The following is a 21149-nucleotide window of genomic DNA, read 5'->3' as shown; positions in this document are numbered from 1 at the left end:
CCTTTAATGCCAAAATTAAAGCCTTTAGGGCACAGTTTAGAGGAGTTAGAAATGTAGAATTCTTCTTATTTAGACTAACTAATATTTTTGCTTAATTCTAAAATCCCACAACTTTTTGACTTGATCCGGTAAAAGGCACGCGCTATTGGTTAAACACAAAAGATCGATATTTATTACTTGTATGTAATTACATTTAACCTAGTTTTTTTTTTCTTACCTAATCTAGAAATACTATTTTTATTGCTGGAGCTTTGGTTTTAATGTTGCATAGTGGTCGATATAACCTTTTTAGAAGGTTATCTGTTTGAATGGTGTTGATTAGAATATTAACCGTTGTTGTTTATTATAATTTTCAACTTTAAAATTAAGGCTAAAAAAAAGACGAGTTGCCCCGCCTTAAATGTTTTCACAACGGAATAATCCTTATTGTGAATTGCTTTCAGTGTTTCAAATATACTAAAAATGAACAATAAAACAAGTGGGGTTTTCCGTAATAAAAATTAAAACAGACCAATTAAATTCATTGTTAAATAAAACATATATGAAAAAAATATTAGGGTTAGACTTAGGTACCAACTCGATTGGGTGGAGTTTAATAGAGCATGATTTTGAAAAAAAGAAAGGCAAAATTAACAATTTAGGTGTTCGAATCATTCCTATGAGCGCAGATATTTTGGGGAAATTTGATGCAGGGCAATCACATTCTCAAACGGCCGAAAGAACCGGTTATCGAGGAACAAGACGCTTATATCAACGAGATAATTTACGTAGAGAGCGTTTACATCGTGTATTGCATATACTTGATTTTTTACCTCAACATTATGCCGACAACATCGATTTTGAAAAACGTTTGGGTCAATTTAAAGATGGTAAAGAAGTAAAACTAAACTATAAACCCAATGCAGATGGGAAATATGAGTTTATTTTTCAATCATCATTTAATGAAATGCTTGCGGAATTCAAAGAGACTCAACCCGAGTTGTTTTATGTGAAGTCCAACGGAAAAGAAACGAAGATTACGTATGATTGGACACTCTATTATCTAAGAAAAAAAGCCCTTTCACAACCATTGACCAAGCAGGAGTTGGCTTGGATTATTTTAAATTTTAATCAAAAGCGTGGATATTATCAGTTACGTGGTGAAGAACTAGATGGTGATGATACAAAACAAGAAGAATATTTTAATCTTAAAGTAGACAAAGTAGAGTCAACGGAAGATAAAAGTGCAAAGGGAGTTTGGTATAATGTTGTCTTAGAAAATGGTTGGATTTATCGAAGACAGAGCAAAGAACCTTTAGATGCTTGGGTAGGAAGACAAAAAGAGTTTATAGTTACTACTCAACTTGACAAAAATGGCTCTTTAAAGTTAGATAAAGAGGGAAATGTAAAAAGAAGCTTTAGAGCCGTTGATTCCGAAAAAGATTGGGCTGCTATTAAAGCAAAAACTGAACAGGATTTAGATGGCCATATTAAAGCTTTTAAGTTGAGTAATGAATTTGAAGGTACTGTTGGTTCATTCATTTATGAAACTTTGCTTAAAAATCCAGTTCAGAAAATAAGAGGAGAACTTATAAAAACCATCGAACGCAAATTCTACAAAGAGGAATTAAAAAAAATATTAGCCAAACAAATTGAACTTCAACCCCAACTTTTTTCTGCCGAGTTATACGAAGCTTGTATTGAGGAATTATACCCGAGAAATGAAGCACACCAAAATGCAATAAAAAACCGTGACTTTCTTTATTTATTAATGGACGATATTATTTTTTATCAACGTCCGCTTAAAAGTCAAAAATCTAATATTTCTGGTTGCCAATTAGAACAACGCGTTTACTACAAAATCAATAAAGGCTCGAGTGAAAAAGAAGAAGTTAAACAAGCTGTAAAAGCCATTTCTAAATCTCATCCATTATTTCAGGAGTTTAGAAATTGGCAGTGGCTGCGAAATTTAAAAATCTATAATAAAGTTGATACGGATAAAGGCGAACTTACCGATGTTACTAAGCAATTATTAACAAACGAAGATAGCTGGGTTGATTTATTCGACTTTCTACAAAGCAAAAAAGAACTAGAACAAAGTCAATTTATAAAGTATTTTATAGATAAAAAATTAATCGCTAAGTCAGAAAAAGACCATTACCGGTGGAATTATGTAGAGGATAAAAAATATCCATTTGCTGAAACCAGAGCGCAATTTATTTCGCGCTTGAACAAAGTTGAAGGTGTTGATGATATCAACGCTTTTTTGGATGAAAAAACACAACTTGGTACAAAAGAGAATAGTCCGTTTGTAAGTAGAATTGAGCAATTGTGGCACATTATCTACTCAGTATCTGATATCAACGAATATAAATCGGCACTAGAAAAATTTGCAAACAAACATCATTTAGACCAAACATCTTTTGTAGATAGTTTTATCAAATTTCCTCCTTTCAAGAGTGATTTTGGAAGCTACTCCAAAAAAGCCTTAAACAAATTATTGCCTTTAATGCGAAGAGGTAAGTTCTGGAATGAAAAAGATGTTTTAGAAGAAGTTAAACAGCGTGTTACGGATATCATGGCCCGTGTTAATTCACTTAACTTAAAAGAAGATTACAATAAGAAAGATTTAGCCGAAGCTTTAGGAAATGTTAGTGATGATGATGTAAAAAAGCAGCTCATAAAAAGTTTTATTCCGCTTAAAGATAAAAACCCCTTAATAGGCTTAAATACCTATCAAGCTACTTATTTGGTTTATGGTAGGCACTCAGAGTTTGGAGATATCCAAAATTGGAAAACACCAGAAGATATAGATACTTATCTCGAAAATTTCAAGCAACATTCACTTCGCAATCCTATTGTAGAGCAAGTGGTTACCGAAACACTACGTGTGGTGCGAGATATTTGGAAACATCACGGCGACAGTAAACCCAATTTTTTCAATGAAATTCACGTAGAATTAGGGCGTGAAATGAAAAATCCAGCAGGAAAACGAGAACAAATTTCAAAACGAAATACTGAAAATGAAAACACCAACCATCGTATAAGAGAAGTTTTAAAAGACTTAATGAACGATGTTTCTATTGAGGGTGATGTACGAGATTATTCACCTAGTCAACAAGATTTATTAAAAATCTATGAAGAAGGTGTCTATCAAAACCCAAAAGTAGATTATTCAAAAGTTAGTGAAGATGAAATTACTAAGATTAGACGTAGTAATAGCCCAACATCAAAAGAAATTCAGCGCTATCGTTTGTGGTTAGAGCAAGGTTATATTTCGCCTTATACAGGCAAACCCATTCCGTTGTCAAAATTATTTACCCACGAATATCAAATAGAACATATTATTCCACAATCCCGATATTTTGATAACTCACTAAGTAATAAAATTATTTGTGAAAGTGCGGTAAATGAAGATAAAGACAATAAAACGGCATTTGAATATTTAAAAGAAAAAAGTGGTAGCGTTATCAATGGTCATAAATTATTAGGTCTTGCAGAATACGAAGCCCACGTTAACCAATACTTTAAAAACAATCACCAAAAGCTGAGGAACCTATTGAGTGAAGATATTCCCGAAGGTTTTATCAATAGGCAAATGAATGATAGTCGCTACATTAGTAAATTGGTTAAAGGTTTGTTGAGTAATATTGTGCGTGAAGAGAACGAGCAAGAAGCGACTTCAAAACATTTGATTCCTGTAGCGGGTTCTGTAACCTCAAAACTAAAAAGCGATTGGGGATTAAATGATAAATGGAACGAAATTATCTTACCACGATTTGAGCGTTTAAACCAATTAACACAAACCAATGATTTTACCACAATAAGCACTAATGGTAACACCATCCCGACAGTACCCGATGAATTGCTAAAAGGCTTTAGCAAAAAACGTATAGACCATCGCCATCACGCTTTAGACGCTTTAGTGGTGGCTTGTTGTACACGTAATCATGGGCACTATTTAAGTACTTTAAATGCTGAGAGAAAAAACTACGGTTTGAGAGATAAATTATTGATTAAAAATGAACAAGGTGATTATACCAAAGCATTTCAAATGCCGTGGCAAGGATTTACAACAGAAGCTAAAAACCAATTAGAAAAAATGGTCATTAGTTTTAAGCAAAACTTACGCGTTATTAATAAAGCTAATAATAAATTTTGGTCTTACAAAGATGAAAATGGTATCCTAAATCTAGACAAAAGCGGCAAACCCGTTAAAAAACTTCGCAAACAAACCAAAGGAGATAATTGGGCTGTTAGACAACCCTTACACGAAGAAACTATTTCTGGGATTGTTGAGCTCCCTTGGGTAAAAGGAGAAAAAGACAAATATACTTATGCCACAAGGAAATCGCTTGATAAGTCCTTTGACCTCAAAAAGATTGAAAAAATCACTGATACAGGTATTCAAAAAATACTTACTAATTACTTAACACAAGAAAAGTTTAAGGAGTTTGATAAAAAAGGCAAAGAGGTCTATAATAGCGAATTTGCATTTTCTCAAGAAGGCTTAGAAGATTTAAATTCAAATATTGAACAATTTAATAATGGAAAACCTCACAAACCTATTTACAAAGTGCGACTTTTCGAAAAAGGAAGTGGGCGATTTGCCCTAGGTTATAAAGGTATAAATTCAAAGAAATATGCTCAAGGGGCGCCTAATTTGTATTTTAACATTTATAAAAATAAAGACGGGCAATATTATGAAACAGTACCTTTAGACAAGGTAATTATTCATCAAAAAGATGCTGCAAATCATCCCAAGGAAAATAGAACTTCAGTTCCTATTTCTAACACAGCTATTAATAGAGGCAAAGAAGTTTCAGTAGATTATAGGTTGACACTTTCGCCTTTAGATCTTGTTTATGTTCCAACAGATGATGAGCTAGATAATATAAATTCAATTGATTTTAATAATTTAAACAAAAGCCAACTACAAAGAATTTATAATGTGAATGACTTTTCAGGCTATACAATTTACTTCTCGCCCAATACTTTTTCGAAATCCATCTGCCCAAAAGAAGTTGATATGAAATTTGATGAGAAGAAACAGAAAACTACAGGTTCTTTTGATGCAAAAACAGCCAGTTTGGATGGTGTAAGTATAAAAGAAAGATGCATCAAGCTAAAAGTAGATAGACTCGGAAACCTCACCAAAGTATAGTAGTATGATAAAACGCACCCTCTTTTTCGGTAATCCAGCCTATTTAAGCACTAAAAATCAACAATTAGTGGTCAATTTTCCAGAGGAAGATATAGACGAAAAAACGATTCCTATTGAAGATTTGGGGTATGTGGTTTTAGAACACCCTCAAATAACGGTCAGTAATGGTTTGCTTATGAAATTGATTCAGAATAAAACTGCTGTAATAACTTGCGACAAACAACATTTACCCTGTTCTTTGTTACAGCCTTTGGTGGGGCATACGGAACAATCGGAGAGGATGCGCTATCAGCTCAATGCCAGTATACCATTAAAAAAGAACCTGTGGCAACAAACAGTCATGGCAAAAATAGACAATCAAGCCAACCACTTTTTATCAAGGGAAAAAAACGCCTTACGGTTAAAACGTTATGCCAAAGCTGTTAAAAGCGGAGACCTTGGCAATCAAGAGGCATTGGCAGCAGCTTTTTATTTTCAAAATTTGTTTGATTTAGAAGGATTTAGTCGTAACCAAAAAGGCATTCCTCCTAATAACTTACTCAATTACGGATATGCCATTTTACGCGCCGTTACAGCAAGAGCCTTGGTGAGTAGTGGGCTGCTGCCTTCGGTTGGGATTTTTCACCATAACAAATACAATGCCTTTTGTTTAGCCGATGATATTATGGAGCCCTACCGCCCATTTGTAGATGCTATTGTATATGATATAGTAGAGAGCGGTTGCTATATTGAGGAACTCAATACAAATATTAAATCAGATTTATTAATGATTCCTGCCATGGATGTTGTAATTGATGGAAAACAAAGCCCATTAATGAATGCTATGAGCAGAACTACGGCCAGCCTTTATGAATGTTTTGAAGGCTCTCGTAGAAAAATTTTGTATCCGGATTTTCAATCATCCTTACAAACCTTCATCACTTAAAAATGGCTTGTAAACATGGAATCTTATCTTACACGATTAAATCAATATAGATGTATGTGGGTACTCGTGTTTTTTGACCTTCCTACCGAAACCGCCACCGAACGCAAAGCAGCTACCCGGTTTAGGAAAAACCTATTGGATGATGGATTTGGTATGTTCCAATTTAGTATTTATACCCGTTTTTGCCCCAGTAGGGAAAATGCATCAGTGCATATAAAACGTACCAAAAAAGCCTTGCCAAAAAAAGGAAAAGTCTGTATCATGCAAATAACCGATAAACAGTTTGGCATGATGGAGCTTTTTCACGGTCAAAAAGAAACTGCTTTGGAGCCACCTTCACAACAATTGGAATTGTTTTAGAAATCAAAATGTCGGGTTGGACTTAGTAAAAACCCTAATTGTTCTAATAAAATGAATTATTCTAAGTGTGTTTGTAAAAAACAGGATACCAGCCTTTTACAGCAAGTATCCTGTGAATTATCCATAAAATTAAGGAACTGAAAGCAATTCACAACTGTTTTCTTCTTGTCCTTTTGCTTTATTTTCCTGTGAATTATCCATAAAATTAAGGAACTGAAAGCAATTCACAACAATAGAATTACAAGGAATGCAAAGTTATGCCTGTGAATTATCCATAAAATTAAGGAACTGAAAGCAATTCACAACATTTGGTACGTTTAGTGGTCTTGTAAGTAACCTGTGAATTATCCATAAAATTAAGGAACTGAAAGCAATTCACAACTGGAGGCAGCATCTACCTTTCTTTGGGTCGACCTGTGAATTATCCATAAAATTAAGGAACTGAAAGCAATTCACAACTACGTACCGCAATGGATTTCAGCCTTCCCCCTGTGAATTATCCATAAAATTAAGGAACTGAAAGCAATTCACAACAAATTCAGCTTCAAAGGGGATGGAAAATACCTGTGAATTATCCATAAAATTAAGGAACTGAAAGCAATTCACAACAAGGATTGGATGCGGGAAATGATTTCCAACCCTGTGAATTATCCATAAAATTAAGGAACTGAAAGCAATTCACAACAGGATCCTCAGCAGCTCCCAGCTGGAGACCCTGTGAATTATCCATAAAATTAAGGAACTGAAAGCAATTCACAACAGGCGTTACCTCAATGCCGTGTTCGTTGGTCCTGTGAATTATCCATAAAATTAAGGAACTGAAAGCAATTCACAACATTTAACCATGATTAGGCTTTATGGGGGTGCCTGTGAATTATCCATAAAATTAAGGAACTGAAAGCAATTCACAACTCCAATCCAGAACTATCTGCAAAAGTAACTCCTGTGAATTATCCATAAAATTAAGGAACTGAAAGCAATTCACAACGGAATGAATAAGATTGTATTCATTTAAATACCTGTGAATTATCCATAAAATTAAGGAACTGAAAGCAATTCACAACAAATTTATCTTCTGAAACTTTTGTTGTTTCCCTGTGAATTATCCATAAAATTAAGGAACTGAAAGCAATTCACAACATCATAACCTTTACTCTATGTTGGTCTTTCCTGTGAATTATCCATAAAATTAAGGAACTGAAAGCAATTCACAACCTTTGACGGATTAAGGTCTTTTTTGGAAGTCCTGTGAATTATCCATAAAATTAAGGAACTGAAAGCAATTCACAACTGACATAGGCACTAGCCACGTCAAAAATAGCCTGTGAATTATCCATAAAATTAAGGAACTGAAAGCAATTCACAACTCTATATAGCACATCATAATGATGGAGCGGCCTGTGAATTATCCATAAAATTAAGGAACTGAAAGCAATTCACAACATCTACACCAACGGTAAAACCAACAAAATTCCTGTGAATTATCCATAAAATTAAGGAACTGAAAGCAATTCACAACAGCGTTGGCATTTAAAACAACAAAACAAAACCTGTGAATTATCCATAAAATTAAGGAACTGAAAGCAATTCACAACAGAAAACTCAGTAATCTATTAGACGAGTTTCCTGTGAATTATCCATAAAATTAAGGAACTGAAAGCAATTCACAACTGATTAACAAGACGAAGGTACGACTTTAATCCTGTGAATTATCCATAAAATTAAGGAACTGAAAGCAATTCACAACTAACATCGCCATTCGGTATTCTGGCTCTAAACCTGTGAATTATCCATAAAATTAAGGAACTGAAAGCAATTCACAACTATATCTTCCATCGCATTGTATTCTACTTCCCTGTGAATTATCCATAAAATTAAGGAACTGAAAGCAATTCACAACTAGTAGCCCTGTTATGTGTACTGGGTGTGGCCTGTGAATTATCCATAAAATTAAGGAACTGAAAGCAATTCACAACTTGGTCTGGTAACGAAATTCACCCTTTACTCCTGTGAATTATCCATAAAATTAAGGAACTGAAAGCAATTCACAACACTGCACGGTTTAACTAGAACAAAATTTACCTGTGAATTATCCATAAAATTAAGGAACTGAAAAGGAATCTTTGATCATATTTACAAAATAATTCATATTATTTCAAAAATAAACCTCTGTTAAACAAAATCAACATTTGTTAAATTTTAGTAACTTCACAGTACGTATGAAAAAAGTTTTCCATAACATAATATCTTTAGTAATGGCTTTCGTGGTTTTATTTTCTACAATGTCATTTACTATTGATATACATTATTGTGGAAATACTTTAGTAGAAACGGCTATTTTTCATAAAGCCAAAGGTTGCGGAATGGTAATGGAGAAACCATCTACAGAAGGGTGTTCTATAACAAAGAAAAATTGTTGTGACGATAAGCAATAAGTCATTTTAATTTTTTTTAAAATAGTATTGTTGATGTCGATGAATATTTTTAAATCCCTTAAGATATTAGAGGAATTAAATAATGATTTTCAAAGTTATATAGTTTTTATTCTGTCGTAAAAATTGAATTAATATGATTAATTTGGTTCACAATCATAAAACGTAAAGAGTGCCAACCAAATTGACAAATACTTACCCCTAGATTGGATAAAATTTACAATAACAAAGATTTAGAGTTAAATTTTGAGCAAATTTATAGGGAAGTAAAAGCCCTATTTTTGAAGTAGTAATAATTTAATTACCATTAATGATATCCAAAATCTTCTCGTTTTCAATAATCATCATACCTTGTCTATCATCTGTTATGCCATCGGTTAAAGTATATGTGTAAGTAGGAACCTTGCCTTTTACTATGGTTGGTAAATATTTAAAGAAAATACTATTGTTTTCTTTTTTAAGCGCTTCTCCAGCTTCCATAATGTGCGTTGAAATAATATACGATCCATTTCTTTTTGAAAAGGCATCTACAATTGCAATGGTTCCATCGGAAGCATCTTTTACATTGGTTCCTTTAAATAGTTCATCAAAAATGACAACTAATTGCTTGTTGGATGCTACTTCTTCAGCCACATGTTTTACTCGTAAAACTTCAGCATAAAAATGGCTATAACCTTTATCTAAATTATCAGGAACGTTAATTGATGTATAAATACCTTCATGTATTGAAAATGTCATGTTACTTGCAGCAACTGGAAACCCCATGTGTGCCAGATATACTGCAATTCCAAAAGATTTCATTAGGGTTGATTTTCCAGCCATATTAGCTCCTGTTAAGAAAAATACATGCTTATCTTTACTAATAAGAATATCATTTGCAATTGCTCCTGGAATACAGGGATGGTACATGCCCTTTAAATCAATAAACATGCCTTTTTTTTCTACAGCTTTTGCATAAGAAAATTTTCGTTCCCTTGACACATTGGAAACTGTAATGTAAACATCTATAGCATATAATTCTTTGAACAAGTCTTCAATGTCATCGTAAAATTGACCTCTAAAGATGTAATCAAACCTTAAAACTTGTTTGTAACCTAATGACTGATTTTGTGCATATTCCCAGACAGAATCAAAACGATTGTTATTTAATAGATCTGTTATTTTTTTAGCTTTTTTGTAATATGGGGTGTCTATAGATGCCTTTAAAACAGATTGCATTAGTGGTTTTAATTTAGAGAAAACATTAATAGTCATCTCTAAACCATTTCTTAATAAAATATACTCTTCGTCATTAGCAATAAAATTTAACAACTTACTTTTTGAAATATTAATACCTGCTACAAGTCTATTTTTAGATTCTGGATTACGAAGATAATTTTCCGTAATTTCAAATTCTTTTGTATTAAAAGGTAAGTCTATATTTAGTTTTTCAAAAAACGAAAAAATATCACTGCGTTCATTAATAGATTCAGGATTGGTAAAAGGTTGTTGAAATATGTTTTCCAAAAGTCTGCTTCCACCAGCTGTTACAGTATGGTTAAATAAACTAAATATAGAATTGCTTTTATAGCGTCCTAAAATATTTAAATCATTTAATGTTTGTTTATCTGTAGTGAATTTCATGTTAATTACTAGCTTTTAAAATATCTAAAATCTTTTCATTTTCAATAATGAGCATCCCATGACGATCATTTGTAATACCCTCTTTTATGGTATAGGTGTAGTGCGGCTTTTTACCTTCCATGACCGTTGGTAGATACAAAAACCTAATATTATCCTTTAATTTTTTTAAATCCTCGCCAGCTTCAATAATATGGGTAGAGATAATAAAAGTGCATTTAACCTTATTGGCAAAAGCATCTATTACAGCTACGGTTGCTTCATGGGCATCCTTTACGTTGGTACCTCTAAACAATTCATCAAATACAATAATTAATCGTTCATTTTTGTTAACTTCCTCGGCTACTTTTTTAACACGGGATACTTCAGCGTAAAAATGGCTAAATCCCATATTGAGATTATCAGCTAAATTTATAGTTGTAAACATGCCATTTTGAATACTGAACAACATTTTCTTAACCGGAAGGGGAAACCCCATGTGTGCTAAATAAATGGCTATGCTAAAGGTTTTCATGAAAGTAGATTTCCCAGCCATATTAGCGCCTGTTAAGAAAACCATACTGTTCTCTTCGGTAATGGTAATATTATTTGGTACTGCATTTGGCACTAAGGGGTGGTATGCACCTTGGATATCTATTATATTGACTTCATTTTCATTTATTTCAGCAAATGAGAAGTTTAACTCTTTTGATACTTGCGCTACCGCAATAAATACATCTATTTTGTATATATGATGAAGTAATTTTAAAATATCTTTCCTTACCGTAAAGCGTAATAATTGATCGTATTCTACAGTTTTGGTATAAGAAAGTTTACCAACTTTGTGCATCTCCTTTATAAGGAATAATGATGGCGATTCAAGTAGCTTTTTAATTGAGTCGATATCTTTTTTGAAATCACCTTGAAGCGTTTTTCCATCAATTACTGAAATAAATTTGTTTAAATCTATTAGAAATTGAAGTGTGTCTGAAACACCTTTGTTTATTTGTTGGTACTCTGTATCTGAACCTATAACCTGATTTAACTTACGCTTGATATTATCTTCGTGCAAGGAAAGTCTTGTACGTTCATCCGTATTGCTTAAATAGAATTCTATAATATCAAAAATAGCATTATCAATAGGGAATGATATATTTTCTTCCTTAAAGAACTTAATGGTATTTACACGGTTTGTAATTTCATCTGCATGCGAACATGGATATAAAAACATATCCTTGAGAATTTTTGCGCCTCCACGTGTTTTGGTTCTGTTGAAAAGGCTATATACATCATTCCCTTTACCATTCGTTATTATCTTTAGGTCATCAATTGTTTGTTGATCTATTTTAAAAGCCATCTTATCTTAAAATTAAATAAATATGGGGAGAACTTTTCCTTGTATTACACAAGCTTTTATCTTCCCTTTCTTCTTAACCACAATACCAAAAATGCTAATCCAAATAGAGACGGAAAGATGATTTTATATAAAGGACTTAAGTAATCCAAATCCTTTTTACCGATTTCCATTTTGTCATCTGGTGGAATAGGACGACGTACATCTATGGGCAGTTTATTATCAGATAACCAGAAAAATATACCAGAAGCCATTTTAAAATTTTCGGCTCTAATTTCTCTTCTATTGGTTGAAATTTCCCCATTACTTAAACAGTCTGCATCCCCAAGAATCATAATTCGTTGCTCTTTCGTTCCTATTTTACGAGTAAGTGCTAAAGCTGTTGTGAGCGAACCTAATTTATCACCTTCTTCGGGGTCATACTTTGCAATGTCATCTATAAAATCTGTGGTTTTTAATTCATTCCACGAACCAATAGAATCAATTTCTTTAATATTAGTTGCACCATCTGAAACAAATAATGGCGTATAATTAATACCATCCATTTTTTCGTAGGAAATGGCTACAGCACCAGGCATAGTAATTACTTTTTCTCCCTTTAAATCTTCAAAATGGTATGCAAGTTTAGAACCTTTATCTGTAGAAACGGCAGTTATCAAATCCATGGTGTAGCCTTTATTATGTTCTGCAATCTGACCATCCATAAAACTTACTCCAAATCTTTGAACAAGTGGGTTCATAACATTTTGTCTATTTAGATCACATGCTATAACCATATTGCCGCCTCGGTCGATATAATTGTTCAGGTTTTTTAATTCCTCTTCAGAATACATTGTTTTTGAGTCTGCGATCACCAAAATATTTATATCCTTATCTACGGGTAGTGATAGATTACATTCTTTAAAATCAAAGCCATTATTTATTAAAGCTTGTCTAAAAGGTTTTTCTTTTGCTAATGTATTATAGCCACGGGATCCAAAATCATCTACATCTCTTTCTTCATGACCATTAACAAAGCCAACTATGGGAGATGATTTTTCGACCAAGACCTTAAATGCTGCTGATATTTCAGATTCGGTAGGAACTACTTTAAAATCATTAAAAAGTCGCACATTCGTCGTCTTTCCAGATTCAGTAGTGATTTTGTTTACGACACGATTTAATTCATCCTGAAAATTAATTTCGTTCGAATAATCATTGCTTGATCTAAACCGTTCAATATTTATTTCTTGAATTTCGCATAGCTTTTCTAAAGCTTGAATTTCTGTTAAGCCTTTATATCTTTCGTTATGGCTCTTTAAAATATGCTTTTCAACAGGAAGCGCATAATAGTATTTGAACTCGTGATCCATGTTTGGATAAAATCGCTTATATTGTTTAAATATATCCATATAGGACTTTTGTGATTTAGGCATGGCAAAGAAAAAATTCTGATCAAACGCGTTTGCGTATGTTGTAATAGAAATTTTGCCTTCCAGTTTGGATATAATTTTCTGGCTATTTTCTGTTAACGTATTTGTATTTGTACGTGTTGAATCGTGATATACCATTAAAGATGGTATCGTGCTTACATATCCAATTAAAGCAGTAATAATAAAAGCCCCTGTGTATCTCAAAAAAGAAACATATTTAGCACTTTTCTCTCGAATTCCCTTTAATCTAAATATAGTAAAAGCAATAAAAAGTAAGGATATTAAAATAAAATATAATACATCTTCGCTGGAAATCAAGCCATTAATTAAGGTGTTTGATCTTCCTTGAATTGACAACCAATAGGTAATATCACGTACAAATTCAATATCCTGCCACATACCTCCGACTTGTTTTAGCACAAAAAGGGTTGCAAAAGTACCAATAGCTGCTACAATCTGATAAGCTGTTAACGACGACATAAATAGTCCAATGGCAGAATAAGCGCAGATAAGAAGATACAGGCCGAAAATTGCTGTTATAGCTAAAGAAAAATCAAAATCCTTAATAGTAAAATTACCTAACAAGGCTACGTTGAAAAGGATAAATACCATTGCTAAACCAAAAAACATCATGGAAAAGAATTTCCCCAATACGATTTGTGTGTTTGTAATGGGAGAAGAATATAACAGTTTAATTGACCCTGAGCTAAACTCTTTACTAAATAACCCCATGGTCAACAAAGGAATGTATAAATATAAATATTGTTGCATTTGGTTAAAAACACCATTAGAGGCTGTGTATATTGCAGGAGTTAAAGACTGGAATCCATATCCTAATTCTGTTCCCATAACAAAATGCTTAATCATTAACATGACTTGTATTCCTGCTTGAATAGAAAATACAATGAGAATTAACCATGCAATTGGAGAATAGAACATTTTTTGAAGTTCCATTCTGGCTATTTTTAATATTATTTTCATCGGTTTAAAATTTTATGATTTTTTAAAAAACAAGTAATTACAAAATTTATAAACATCTGTAACCACTTCGTTTTTGCATAAACTTATTTTAATCATATCGGTAAGGTATGCTCAAAAAGTTTATGCTCACTTCATATTATAAGTTTGTGATTTTTTAATTTTTTGAAAGCGCGGAGAATACCTCGTTTAATGAACTTTTCTCTGTAAAAATTTCATCTAATCTCCAGTTGTTTTTTACACTTGCTTGAACAACACGTTCAATAGCGCCATTTACATTGGAGAATTTAAGACGATATTCAGTGGGCCCTAATTCCTCAACATTTTCAACCCCTTCTATTTTCATTAAATCATCAATTGAAGGCATATCCAGCAAGCGAACAAAAACAGAGTTTGGCGCCAAATAATTGTCAAATTCTTCTGTCTTACCAGAAAAAACCAATTTACCTTGTTCAATCATAAAAATATAATCACAAACTGCATGTACTTCGGTTAGCATATGCGTTGAAAACAAAACGGCTCTGTCTTCAGCGATTTCTTTTACTAATTTTCGTATTTCTATTATTTGATTGGGATCCAGTCCGTTTGTAGGTTCATCTAAAACAACAAATTTTGGGTTGTGAATTATGGCTTGAGCAATACCAACACGTTGTTTATAACCTCCTGAAAGATTGCCTATTAAACGTTTTCTAAAGTGAAGAATGGCGCATTTTTCCATAACCTTTTCAACGGCTTCTTTTACATTTTTGTCATCTATTCTGCGGAGATAGGCACAATTAGTAAGGTATTCTTCAATGGTTGTGTCTAAATATAAAGGGGGGTGTTGAGGCAAAAAACCTATATGCTTTTTTGCTTCTATGGGTTTTTTTGCCAGATCTATTCCATTAATATAAACACTACCGTGGGTTTGTTTTAAAACACCACTCATAATGTTCATCGTGGTGGATTTCCCTGCGCCGTTTGAACCTAGCAGACCATACACGCCTTTGGACGGGATTTCAAAATGGAGATCTTTAACTGCCCATTGCACATTATAGCGATGAGACAGGTTTTGGATTTTAACTATTACGTCGTTCATAAGTAATTAATTATTTTTTTAATTATTTTGCCTTCTTAACCTTTAAATAAATTTTATTTGCTTTTTAAGTAACATTTATGATTATAAGACGATAATTATTCTATCCACACGTGCTTTTTCGTTTAAATATTTGTGCGAAACCATATTAAATATCTTGTTTATTAAGAAAAATTATGAATAATCTTTAATTTAAGATAGGCTCATTTTATTACATTTGCCTCAATACAAATAAGTATTGATGTATAAAAGAAACACTAGAATATGCCGAAGATGATAGAAATATTAGATGAAGAGTTAATGCAAATGCTGCAGCGCGATGACATAAAAGCAGTTTCTTTAATATATCGGAAATACTGGGAAACTATGTATTTAGCTGCATTTAATTTAACTAAAAATAATGCGTTAAGTGAAGATATAGTGCAAGATGTTTTTGTTGGTCTTTGGGAAAAAAGAAAAAATATAATTATAAATAAATCTATTAGAAGCTATTTATATACCAGTACTGTTTTTAAAGTTTATGATCATTTTAGAAAGAATAAAAAAATGATAAAGGATGAACTATTTGATGATTTTAATAAAAAAATAGAATCCTTTACCCCTGAGGCTAAATTGATCCATAAAGAATTAATTGATTATATAGAATCTATTATAGATCAATTGCCACCAAAAAGCAAAGACGTGTTTACATTAAGTAGAAATGAACACTTGAGCAATAAGGAAATTTCGGAACAATTAGGAATTTCCCAAAGAACGGTTGAATGGCATATTTCCAAAGCTTTAAAGTTAATAAGAACCTCTATGGGATTAACTTTAAGTGCAGAGTTCATACTTTTTTTAATTCAAAATAAAGGGTAGGTTAAAAAAAAGTTAAATTATTTTTAAACAAAGCACGTGTGCTAATCCGTTTTTACGTCTTTTCAATATACGATAGTATTAAAAATGGATTTAAATAGACAAAATTTCAAAAAATTATTAAGCAAACTCTTTAAGGGTTCCATAAATAATAAAGAAATAGACTCTTTATTGTGGTTTTTTTTAATCAACCAAAACATTAAGTCTTGGCCCCAAGAATTTGGGGATAAAACCATGGTTAAAGAAAGGATTTATAAAAAGATTCAATCTCGCTTAGAAAAGTATCCATCAAAATCTCCCCAAAAAATAATTCCTTTTTACAATAAGCGTATTTTTAAATACGCTATTGCTGCTTCTGTTGCTCTACTAATAACCTTTGGATATGTCTTCAATAATGAGGTTAAATCTCCCAATGATGATGTTAACAGAGAGGTGATTATTGTTGATAATAAAATTCAGACTGGAACTAATAGAGCAATACTGACCATAGAAAATGGAAAAGAAATTGTTTTAGAAAAAGGGAAAGATTACATAACGGATAATTTGGAAAGCAATGGCGAGGAGATTGTTTATAATCAGGCCTCCAATACTTTTAAGGAAGAAGTGTATAACTATATTACGATTCCAAGAGGAGGGCAATATTTATTGACCCTGTCTGACAGAACGCGAGTTTGGTTAAATTCTGAATCCCAACTTAAGTACCCTGTGAGTTTTATTCCAGGGAAAATCAGAAAAGTAGAACTTGTATATGGAGAAGCATTTTTTGAGGTTACATCAAGTACAGAAAATGAAGGAGCTTCATTTGAAGTCAAACATAAAATGCAAAATGTTGAAGTGCTCGGGACAGAGTTTAATATAAAAGCATATTTAGACGAAGACTTTGTGTTTACTACTCTTGTTGAAGGAAAAGTAAGTGTTGTTAATGGTATTTCAAATAAAGTTCTAAAACCTACCCAGCAATCTGTTATAAATAAATTCAACGACACTATTAAAGTTTATTCGGTTAATGTATATAACGAAATTTCGTGGAAACATGGGGTTTTTGCATTTGAGAAAAAACCGCTCAAAGAGATAATGAAAGTCATGTCCAGATGGTATAATATGGAAGTTGAATTTGCCAATAAAGACATAGAAGAGGCCCTTTTTAACGGTGTGTTAGGTAAGGAGCAAAACATAGAGGATATATTGTCTGCTATAAAAGAGACAGGAAATATTGACTCTTATGAGATTCATAAGACCAGCATATTACTTAAATAATACATTTTAAAAATAAAATGAAAAGCTAAAAGCCAAGAATAAATTGAAAAGATAAAACTTCAAATGATTTAAAAATAAGGGGCAAAAGAAAACATGTTTAGCCGTATGAATCTTCACCCCTTTTGTAAATAACTAGCCATATGTATAACTAATTAAAACCTTCAAATTTATGAAAAAAATTAATAAACCATTTCTCTTTTTTGGTGAAAGGGTAGCACTAACTATTATGAGATTATTTATATTTCTTTTTTGTATCGCTTCGTTTAGTTTAACCCCAGATAATGTTTTTTCCCAAAATGAGGAAATAATGGTAGATTCCGATAGGGTAATTACAGTCGATGAAGTGTTTGGTCTAATAAAAGAGCAAACAGATTATAGATTTATTTACCCCTCAGAAATGTTTAAGAATTACAAAAAAGTAAAACTTAAAAAAGGAGTTATTCTTGCTGAAGACCTTTTAAATAAAGTTATATCTACTAAACATTTCAACTTTAAGTATAAAAAAAGCACAATAATTATTACACCAAAAAATAAAGACCAACAAACAGAATTGAGAGGAGTTGTTAAAGAAGTGGATGGTGAAGTTCTATATGGTGTTAATATTGCTGTGACTGATGATAAAAGCGAAAGGTTTATTAGATCGGGAACTTATACGAATTTCGATGGGTCGTATTATTTAACTGGTATAGTTAACATTGGAGATACTATTATATTTTCATATATTGGGTATGTTACACAGAGAATCATTTATACAGGGCAAAAAGAAATAAATGTAACCTTATTGCCCGATACTAATCAATTGGCTGAGGTTGTAATTCATTCAACTGGTTTTGAAAAAGTATTAGAAGGGCATGCTACAGGCTCGTATGTAACGCCAAAATTAAAAAAACTTACGGAACAACGTACAGCAGATAATGTATTGGATATTATAGCGAATCAAATACCAGGTGTGCGATATGACCGTCAAGTAGGAGGAACGGTTATTGTTAGAGGTCGATCATCTCTCCAAACCGAACCGTCAAATAGAGATAATCCATTGATTGTTGTAGATGGTTACGAAGTTATAGGAGAAACTTCTTTAGGAGGTAATAGTATTTTTAATATTTTAAAAAAAATAAATCCAGAAGATATTGAGGATATAACAGTACTTAAAGATGCAGCCGCCTCTTCAATTTGGGGAGCAAAAGCTGCAAATGGGGTTATTGTTATAACTACAAAGAAAGGTAAAAGAACTGACAAGCCAAATGTTAATTTTACAACGTCACTTTCTATGCAACAAAAACCAGAGTATAGTAATATCTACTCAATTGATGCAGCTTTGGAAGCAGATAGAATAAATGCAGAAAATGGATATGTTAGTATGCCATCTCAATTTTTCCAAGCATCTGCTAATTCAATCGGAAAACAAACTTATTTTGATTTAGCAAATGGAATTATTACCCAAGCAGAGGCAGATGCCATTTTTAGCGAATTGAGACAAAATAATCCAATGGATGAATTTAATGATTTGTTTCTCCGTACCTATATTAAACAACGTGCCACTTTCTCCATAGACCACGCAAAAGATGAATACTCATATTATGCATCTTTTAACTATGATAACGAAAAAACTAATAAAATTGGAGAGGAAACAAAGCGGATGATGGGGAATATCAATGTTTCATCTAAGATATTAAAAGGGGTTACATTTTCCAGTAGAATTAACTATTCACAAGAAAAAACTTTAAATAATGGTGTTCTTGGTGATGTTGTAGGTTTAGCGGCATATCAAAAAATTCTTAACAATGATGGTAGTTATGTAAATATGCCGTTTATACATCCAACTACAATTGCAGAATACGAAGCCACGGGATATTTTCCTTATGATTTAAATTACAATGTAAAGCAGGAATTTGATCTTAAGGATGACCAATCTAAAGCAACTAATCTTGACATTAATGCGCAAATAGCTATAGATGTTTTAAAAGGGTTAAAGCTAAATATTAGTTATAACTATCAGTATGGCCAGAATGAAAATGAAAATCTTTTAAATGAGTATTCATACTTTGTTAGATCTGCTTATATCGATTCGGGAATTTTTGTTGACCATGACAATGATTTTTTTACTCCATCCATATTAGATGTTAGTCAACAGTATGATGGATTTGGTATACCACAAGGCAGTTTTCTTGATAGGTACAGGTCAACGCAAACCTCTAGTGGGGCTAGATCGCAATTAAATTATGCTGGTTTTATTGGCAAAAATCAAGATCATTACATAACAGCATTAGCAGGGTTGGATTATAGGGAAAGCAATGCAGAACTTAATACGTATGCTCGTCTATATGGCTATAATAAAGAACTGTTAACAAGCTTTCCTGTTGATGTTACCAACAACTATTTGCACTATTATGGGTATGAAACCCGATTAGGTTATTTTGGAGATAATATTGATAAATTTAAAGATAGATTCTTGTCTTACTATACTAATGGGAGTTACACTTATAAAAATAAATATGTATTAACCGGTAGCTGGCGTTTAGATGATTCTAATTTGTTTGGATCCTCTAAAAAGTATAGGAATAAAGCACTATGGTCTTTAGGGGCTAAGTGGCAAATAGCTAACGAAGAATTTATTAAAAGTGATTTTCTTAACCAGTTAGATTTAAGAGTAACCCGGGGAACAGGAGGGCGTATAAATAAAGGTGTAAACCCGTTTTTAACGTTTTTTATAGCTCAAGATTTCAATACGTCTAATCCCTATGCTACTATCAGTAATCTGGAAAACGAAGAATTACGTTGGGAAGAAACTACGACTACAAATTTAGGATTGGATTTTTCTCTATTTAAATATCGATTATCAGGTTCATTTGAATGGTATGAGAAATTTACTGATGATTTGTTGACTACTGCCCCTATTAATCCTACTTATGGATATACTAGCCAAACAAGAAACTTTGGAGCAGTACTAAACAGAGGCTTTGATGCTATGTTGAACTACAATGTAATAGCCAATGATAATTTCCAATGGCAAACGTCATTGCAGTTTAGTCATAATAAAAACATTGTAAAAAGATACGATGGTCCCGACGATGTTATTAGGCGTATTTTTGGAGATCTTAGAGAAGGGGACCCATTATCAGGTATATACTCTTATCGTTGGGCAGGATTGAGCGATGTAGGTGCTCCACAAGTTTATGATTCAGAAAACAATATAGTGCCTCATAATATAGAGATTAGTGATGTGGAAGATTTACAATATTCAGGGCAAAGGGATCCCAAATATTATGGAAGTTTTAAAAATACGTTCCGCTACAAGAACTTTTCTTTAACAGCATTATTGTCATACGAATTTGGGCATGTTTTTAGAAAATCTTCTGTTGACTATGGCTCTTTTTCTTCACTTAACGGTAGGGCACCACACCCAGATTTTGAAAATCGTTGGTTAGAACCAGGAGATGAAAATTTTACGGATGTACCTGCATATAGTAATGTAGGCGGATTTGGAAGCTATTATGCTACATATTACAATTTTAGTAATATACTAGTTGAAAAAGCAGATAACATTCGTCTTAATAATGTTAGTTTAAACTATGAATTTTCTCCCGAAGTATTAAACAAAACTTTTTTTAATAGTTTCTTAATTGGAGTTAATGCACAAAATCTTGGAGTGATTTGGACAGCAAATGAAGAAGGAATCGATCCCTATTTTGGAAACAATTCTTATGCTCCGAAAAATAGAGCTTTGTATTCACTTAATTTCAGAGTAACTTTTTAAAC

At 32.4% G+C, this 21149-nt stretch carries 10 protein-coding genes, 1 pseudogene and 1 CRISPR repeat array; of the genes and pseudogenes, 7 read left to right on the top strand and 4 right to left on the bottom strand.

The features are described 5' to 3' along the window. Nucleotides 1–541 precede the first annotated feature (541 nt). The 4 genes and pseudogenes from cas9 to PQO00_RS17650 form a co-directional block, all read left to right on the top strand. Entirely contained in the window at nt 542–5143 is a 4602-nt protein-coding gene (cas9, locus tag PQO00_RS17665; RefSeq protein ID WP_274186181.1) for a type II CRISPR RNA-guided endonuclease Cas9, read from the top strand. Nucleotides 5144–5147: 4 nt separating this feature from the next. Then, complete coding sequence (gene cas1, locus PQO00_RS17660) at nt 5148–6068, top strand: type II CRISPR-associated endonuclease Cas1 (RefSeq protein WP_274186180.1); 921 nt, start codon at nt 5148–5150, stop codon at nt 6066–6068. A gap of 15 nt (nt 6069–6083) precedes the next feature. Then, the gene (gene cas2, locus PQO00_RS17655) at nt 6084–6428 is read left to right on the top strand and encodes a CRISPR-associated endonuclease Cas2 (protein ID WP_274186179.1); all 345 of its coding nucleotides are present in this window, start codon (nt 6084–6086) and stop codon (nt 6426–6428) included. Nucleotides 6429–6537: 109 nt separating this feature from the next. Beyond that, nucleotides 6538–7719: a CRISPR direct-repeat array (repeat unit 46 nt; unit sequence CCTGTGAATTATCCATAAAATTAAGGAACTGAAAGCAATTCACAAC). Nucleotides 7720–8647: 928 nt separating this feature from the next. Beyond that, nucleotides 8648–8860: pseudogene (locus tag PQO00_RS17650) on the top strand (hypothetical protein); the annotation flags it as partial. 297 nt (nt 8861–9157) lie between these two features. On the opposite strand, the gene PQO00_RS17645 reads toward PQO00_RS17650, so the two are convergent. The 4 genes from PQO00_RS17645 to PQO00_RS17630 form a co-directional block, all read right to left on the bottom strand. Further along, nucleotides 9158–10483: a hypothetical protein gene (locus PQO00_RS17645; protein WP_274186178.1), complete on the bottom strand. Its 1326-nt coding sequence runs from the start codon at nt 10481–10483 to the stop codon at nt 9158–9160. Nucleotide 10484: 1 nt separating this feature from the next. After that, complete coding sequence (locus tag PQO00_RS17640) at nt 10485–11816, bottom strand: hypothetical protein (RefSeq protein WP_274186177.1); 1332 nt, start codon at nt 11814–11816, stop codon at nt 10485–10487. A gap of 56 nt (nt 11817–11872) precedes the next feature. Then, nucleotides 11873–14206 carry a Gldg family protein gene (locus PQO00_RS17635; protein WP_274186176.1) on the bottom strand — a complete coding sequence of 778 codons (2334 nt, stop codon included), beginning with the start codon at nt 14204–14206 and terminating at the stop codon, nt 11873–11875. 154 nt (nt 14207–14360) lie between these two features. After that, a complete protein-coding gene (locus tag PQO00_RS17630) occupies nt 14361–15281 on the bottom strand; it encodes an ABC transporter ATP-binding protein (RefSeq protein ID WP_274186175.1) in 921 nt (306 codons plus the stop codon). Nucleotides 15282–15551: 270 nt separating this feature from the next. Here PQO00_RS17630 and PQO00_RS17625 point away from each other — a divergent pair, with 270 nt between their 5' ends. The 3 genes from PQO00_RS17625 (at nt 15552) to PQO00_RS17615 (ending at nt 21147) form a co-directional block, all read left to right on the top strand. Further along, a complete protein-coding gene (locus tag PQO00_RS17625; protein ID WP_274186174.1) occupies nt 15552–16136 on the top strand; it encodes an RNA polymerase sigma-70 factor in 585 nt (194 codons plus the stop codon). Between the two features lie 84 nt (nt 16137–16220). After that, entirely contained in the window at nt 16221–17390 is a 1170-nt protein-coding gene (locus tag PQO00_RS17620; RefSeq protein ID WP_274186173.1) for a FecR family protein, read from the top strand. A gap of 169 nt (nt 17391–17559) precedes the next feature. Continuing rightward, nucleotides 17560–21147 (top strand): SusC/RagA family TonB-linked outer membrane protein, encoded by a 3588-nt coding sequence (locus PQO00_RS17615; protein WP_274186172.1) that lies wholly within the window; start codon nt 17560–17562, stop codon nt 21145–21147. The last annotated feature ends 2 nt before the right edge of the window (nt 21148–21149 follow it).

It is taken from the genome of Flavivirga sp. 57AJ16 (assembly GCF_028736925.1).
Classification (GTDB): Bacteria; Bacteroidota; Bacteroidia; order Flavobacteriales; family Flavobacteriaceae; genus Flavivirga.
Note: the sequence above shows the minus strand (reverse complement) of the source record. Positions and strands in the feature narration are given on the sequence as shown.

Coding starts and splice junctions, on each gene's coding strand:
- PQO00_RS17645 (WP_274186178.1), bottom strand. CDS start 10,483: ATGAAATTCACTACAGATAAACAAACATTAAATGATTTAAATATTTTA.
- cas1 (WP_274186180.1), top strand. CDS start 5,148: ATGATAAAACGCACCCTCTTTTTCGGTAATCCAGCCTATTTAAGCACT.
- PQO00_RS17640 (WP_274186177.1), bottom strand. CDS start 11,816: ATGGCTTTTAAAATAGATCAACAAACAATTGATGACCTAAAGATAATA.
- cas2 (WP_274186179.1), top strand. CDS start 6,084: ATGGAATCTTATCTTACACGATTAAATCAATATAGATGTATGTGGGTA.
- PQO00_RS17625 (WP_274186174.1), top strand. CDS start 15,552: ATGATAGAAATATTAGATGAAGAGTTAATGCAAATGCTGCAGCGCGAT.
- PQO00_RS17635 (WP_274186176.1), bottom strand. CDS start 14,206: ATGAAAATAATATTAAAAATAGCCAGAATGGAACTTCAAAAAATGTTC.
- PQO00_RS17615 (WP_274186172.1), top strand. CDS start 17,560: ATGAAAAAAATTAATAAACCATTTCTCTTTTTTGGTGAAAGGGTAGCA.
- PQO00_RS17620 (WP_274186173.1), top strand. CDS start 16,221: ATGGATTTAAATAGACAAAATTTCAAAAAATTATTAAGCAAACTCTTT.
- cas9 (WP_274186181.1), top strand. CDS start 542: ATGAAAAAAATATTAGGGTTAGACTTAGGTACCAACTCGATTGGGTGG.
- PQO00_RS17630 (WP_274186175.1), bottom strand. CDS start 15,281: ATGAACGACGTAATAGTTAAAATCCAAAACCTGTCTCATCGCTATAAT.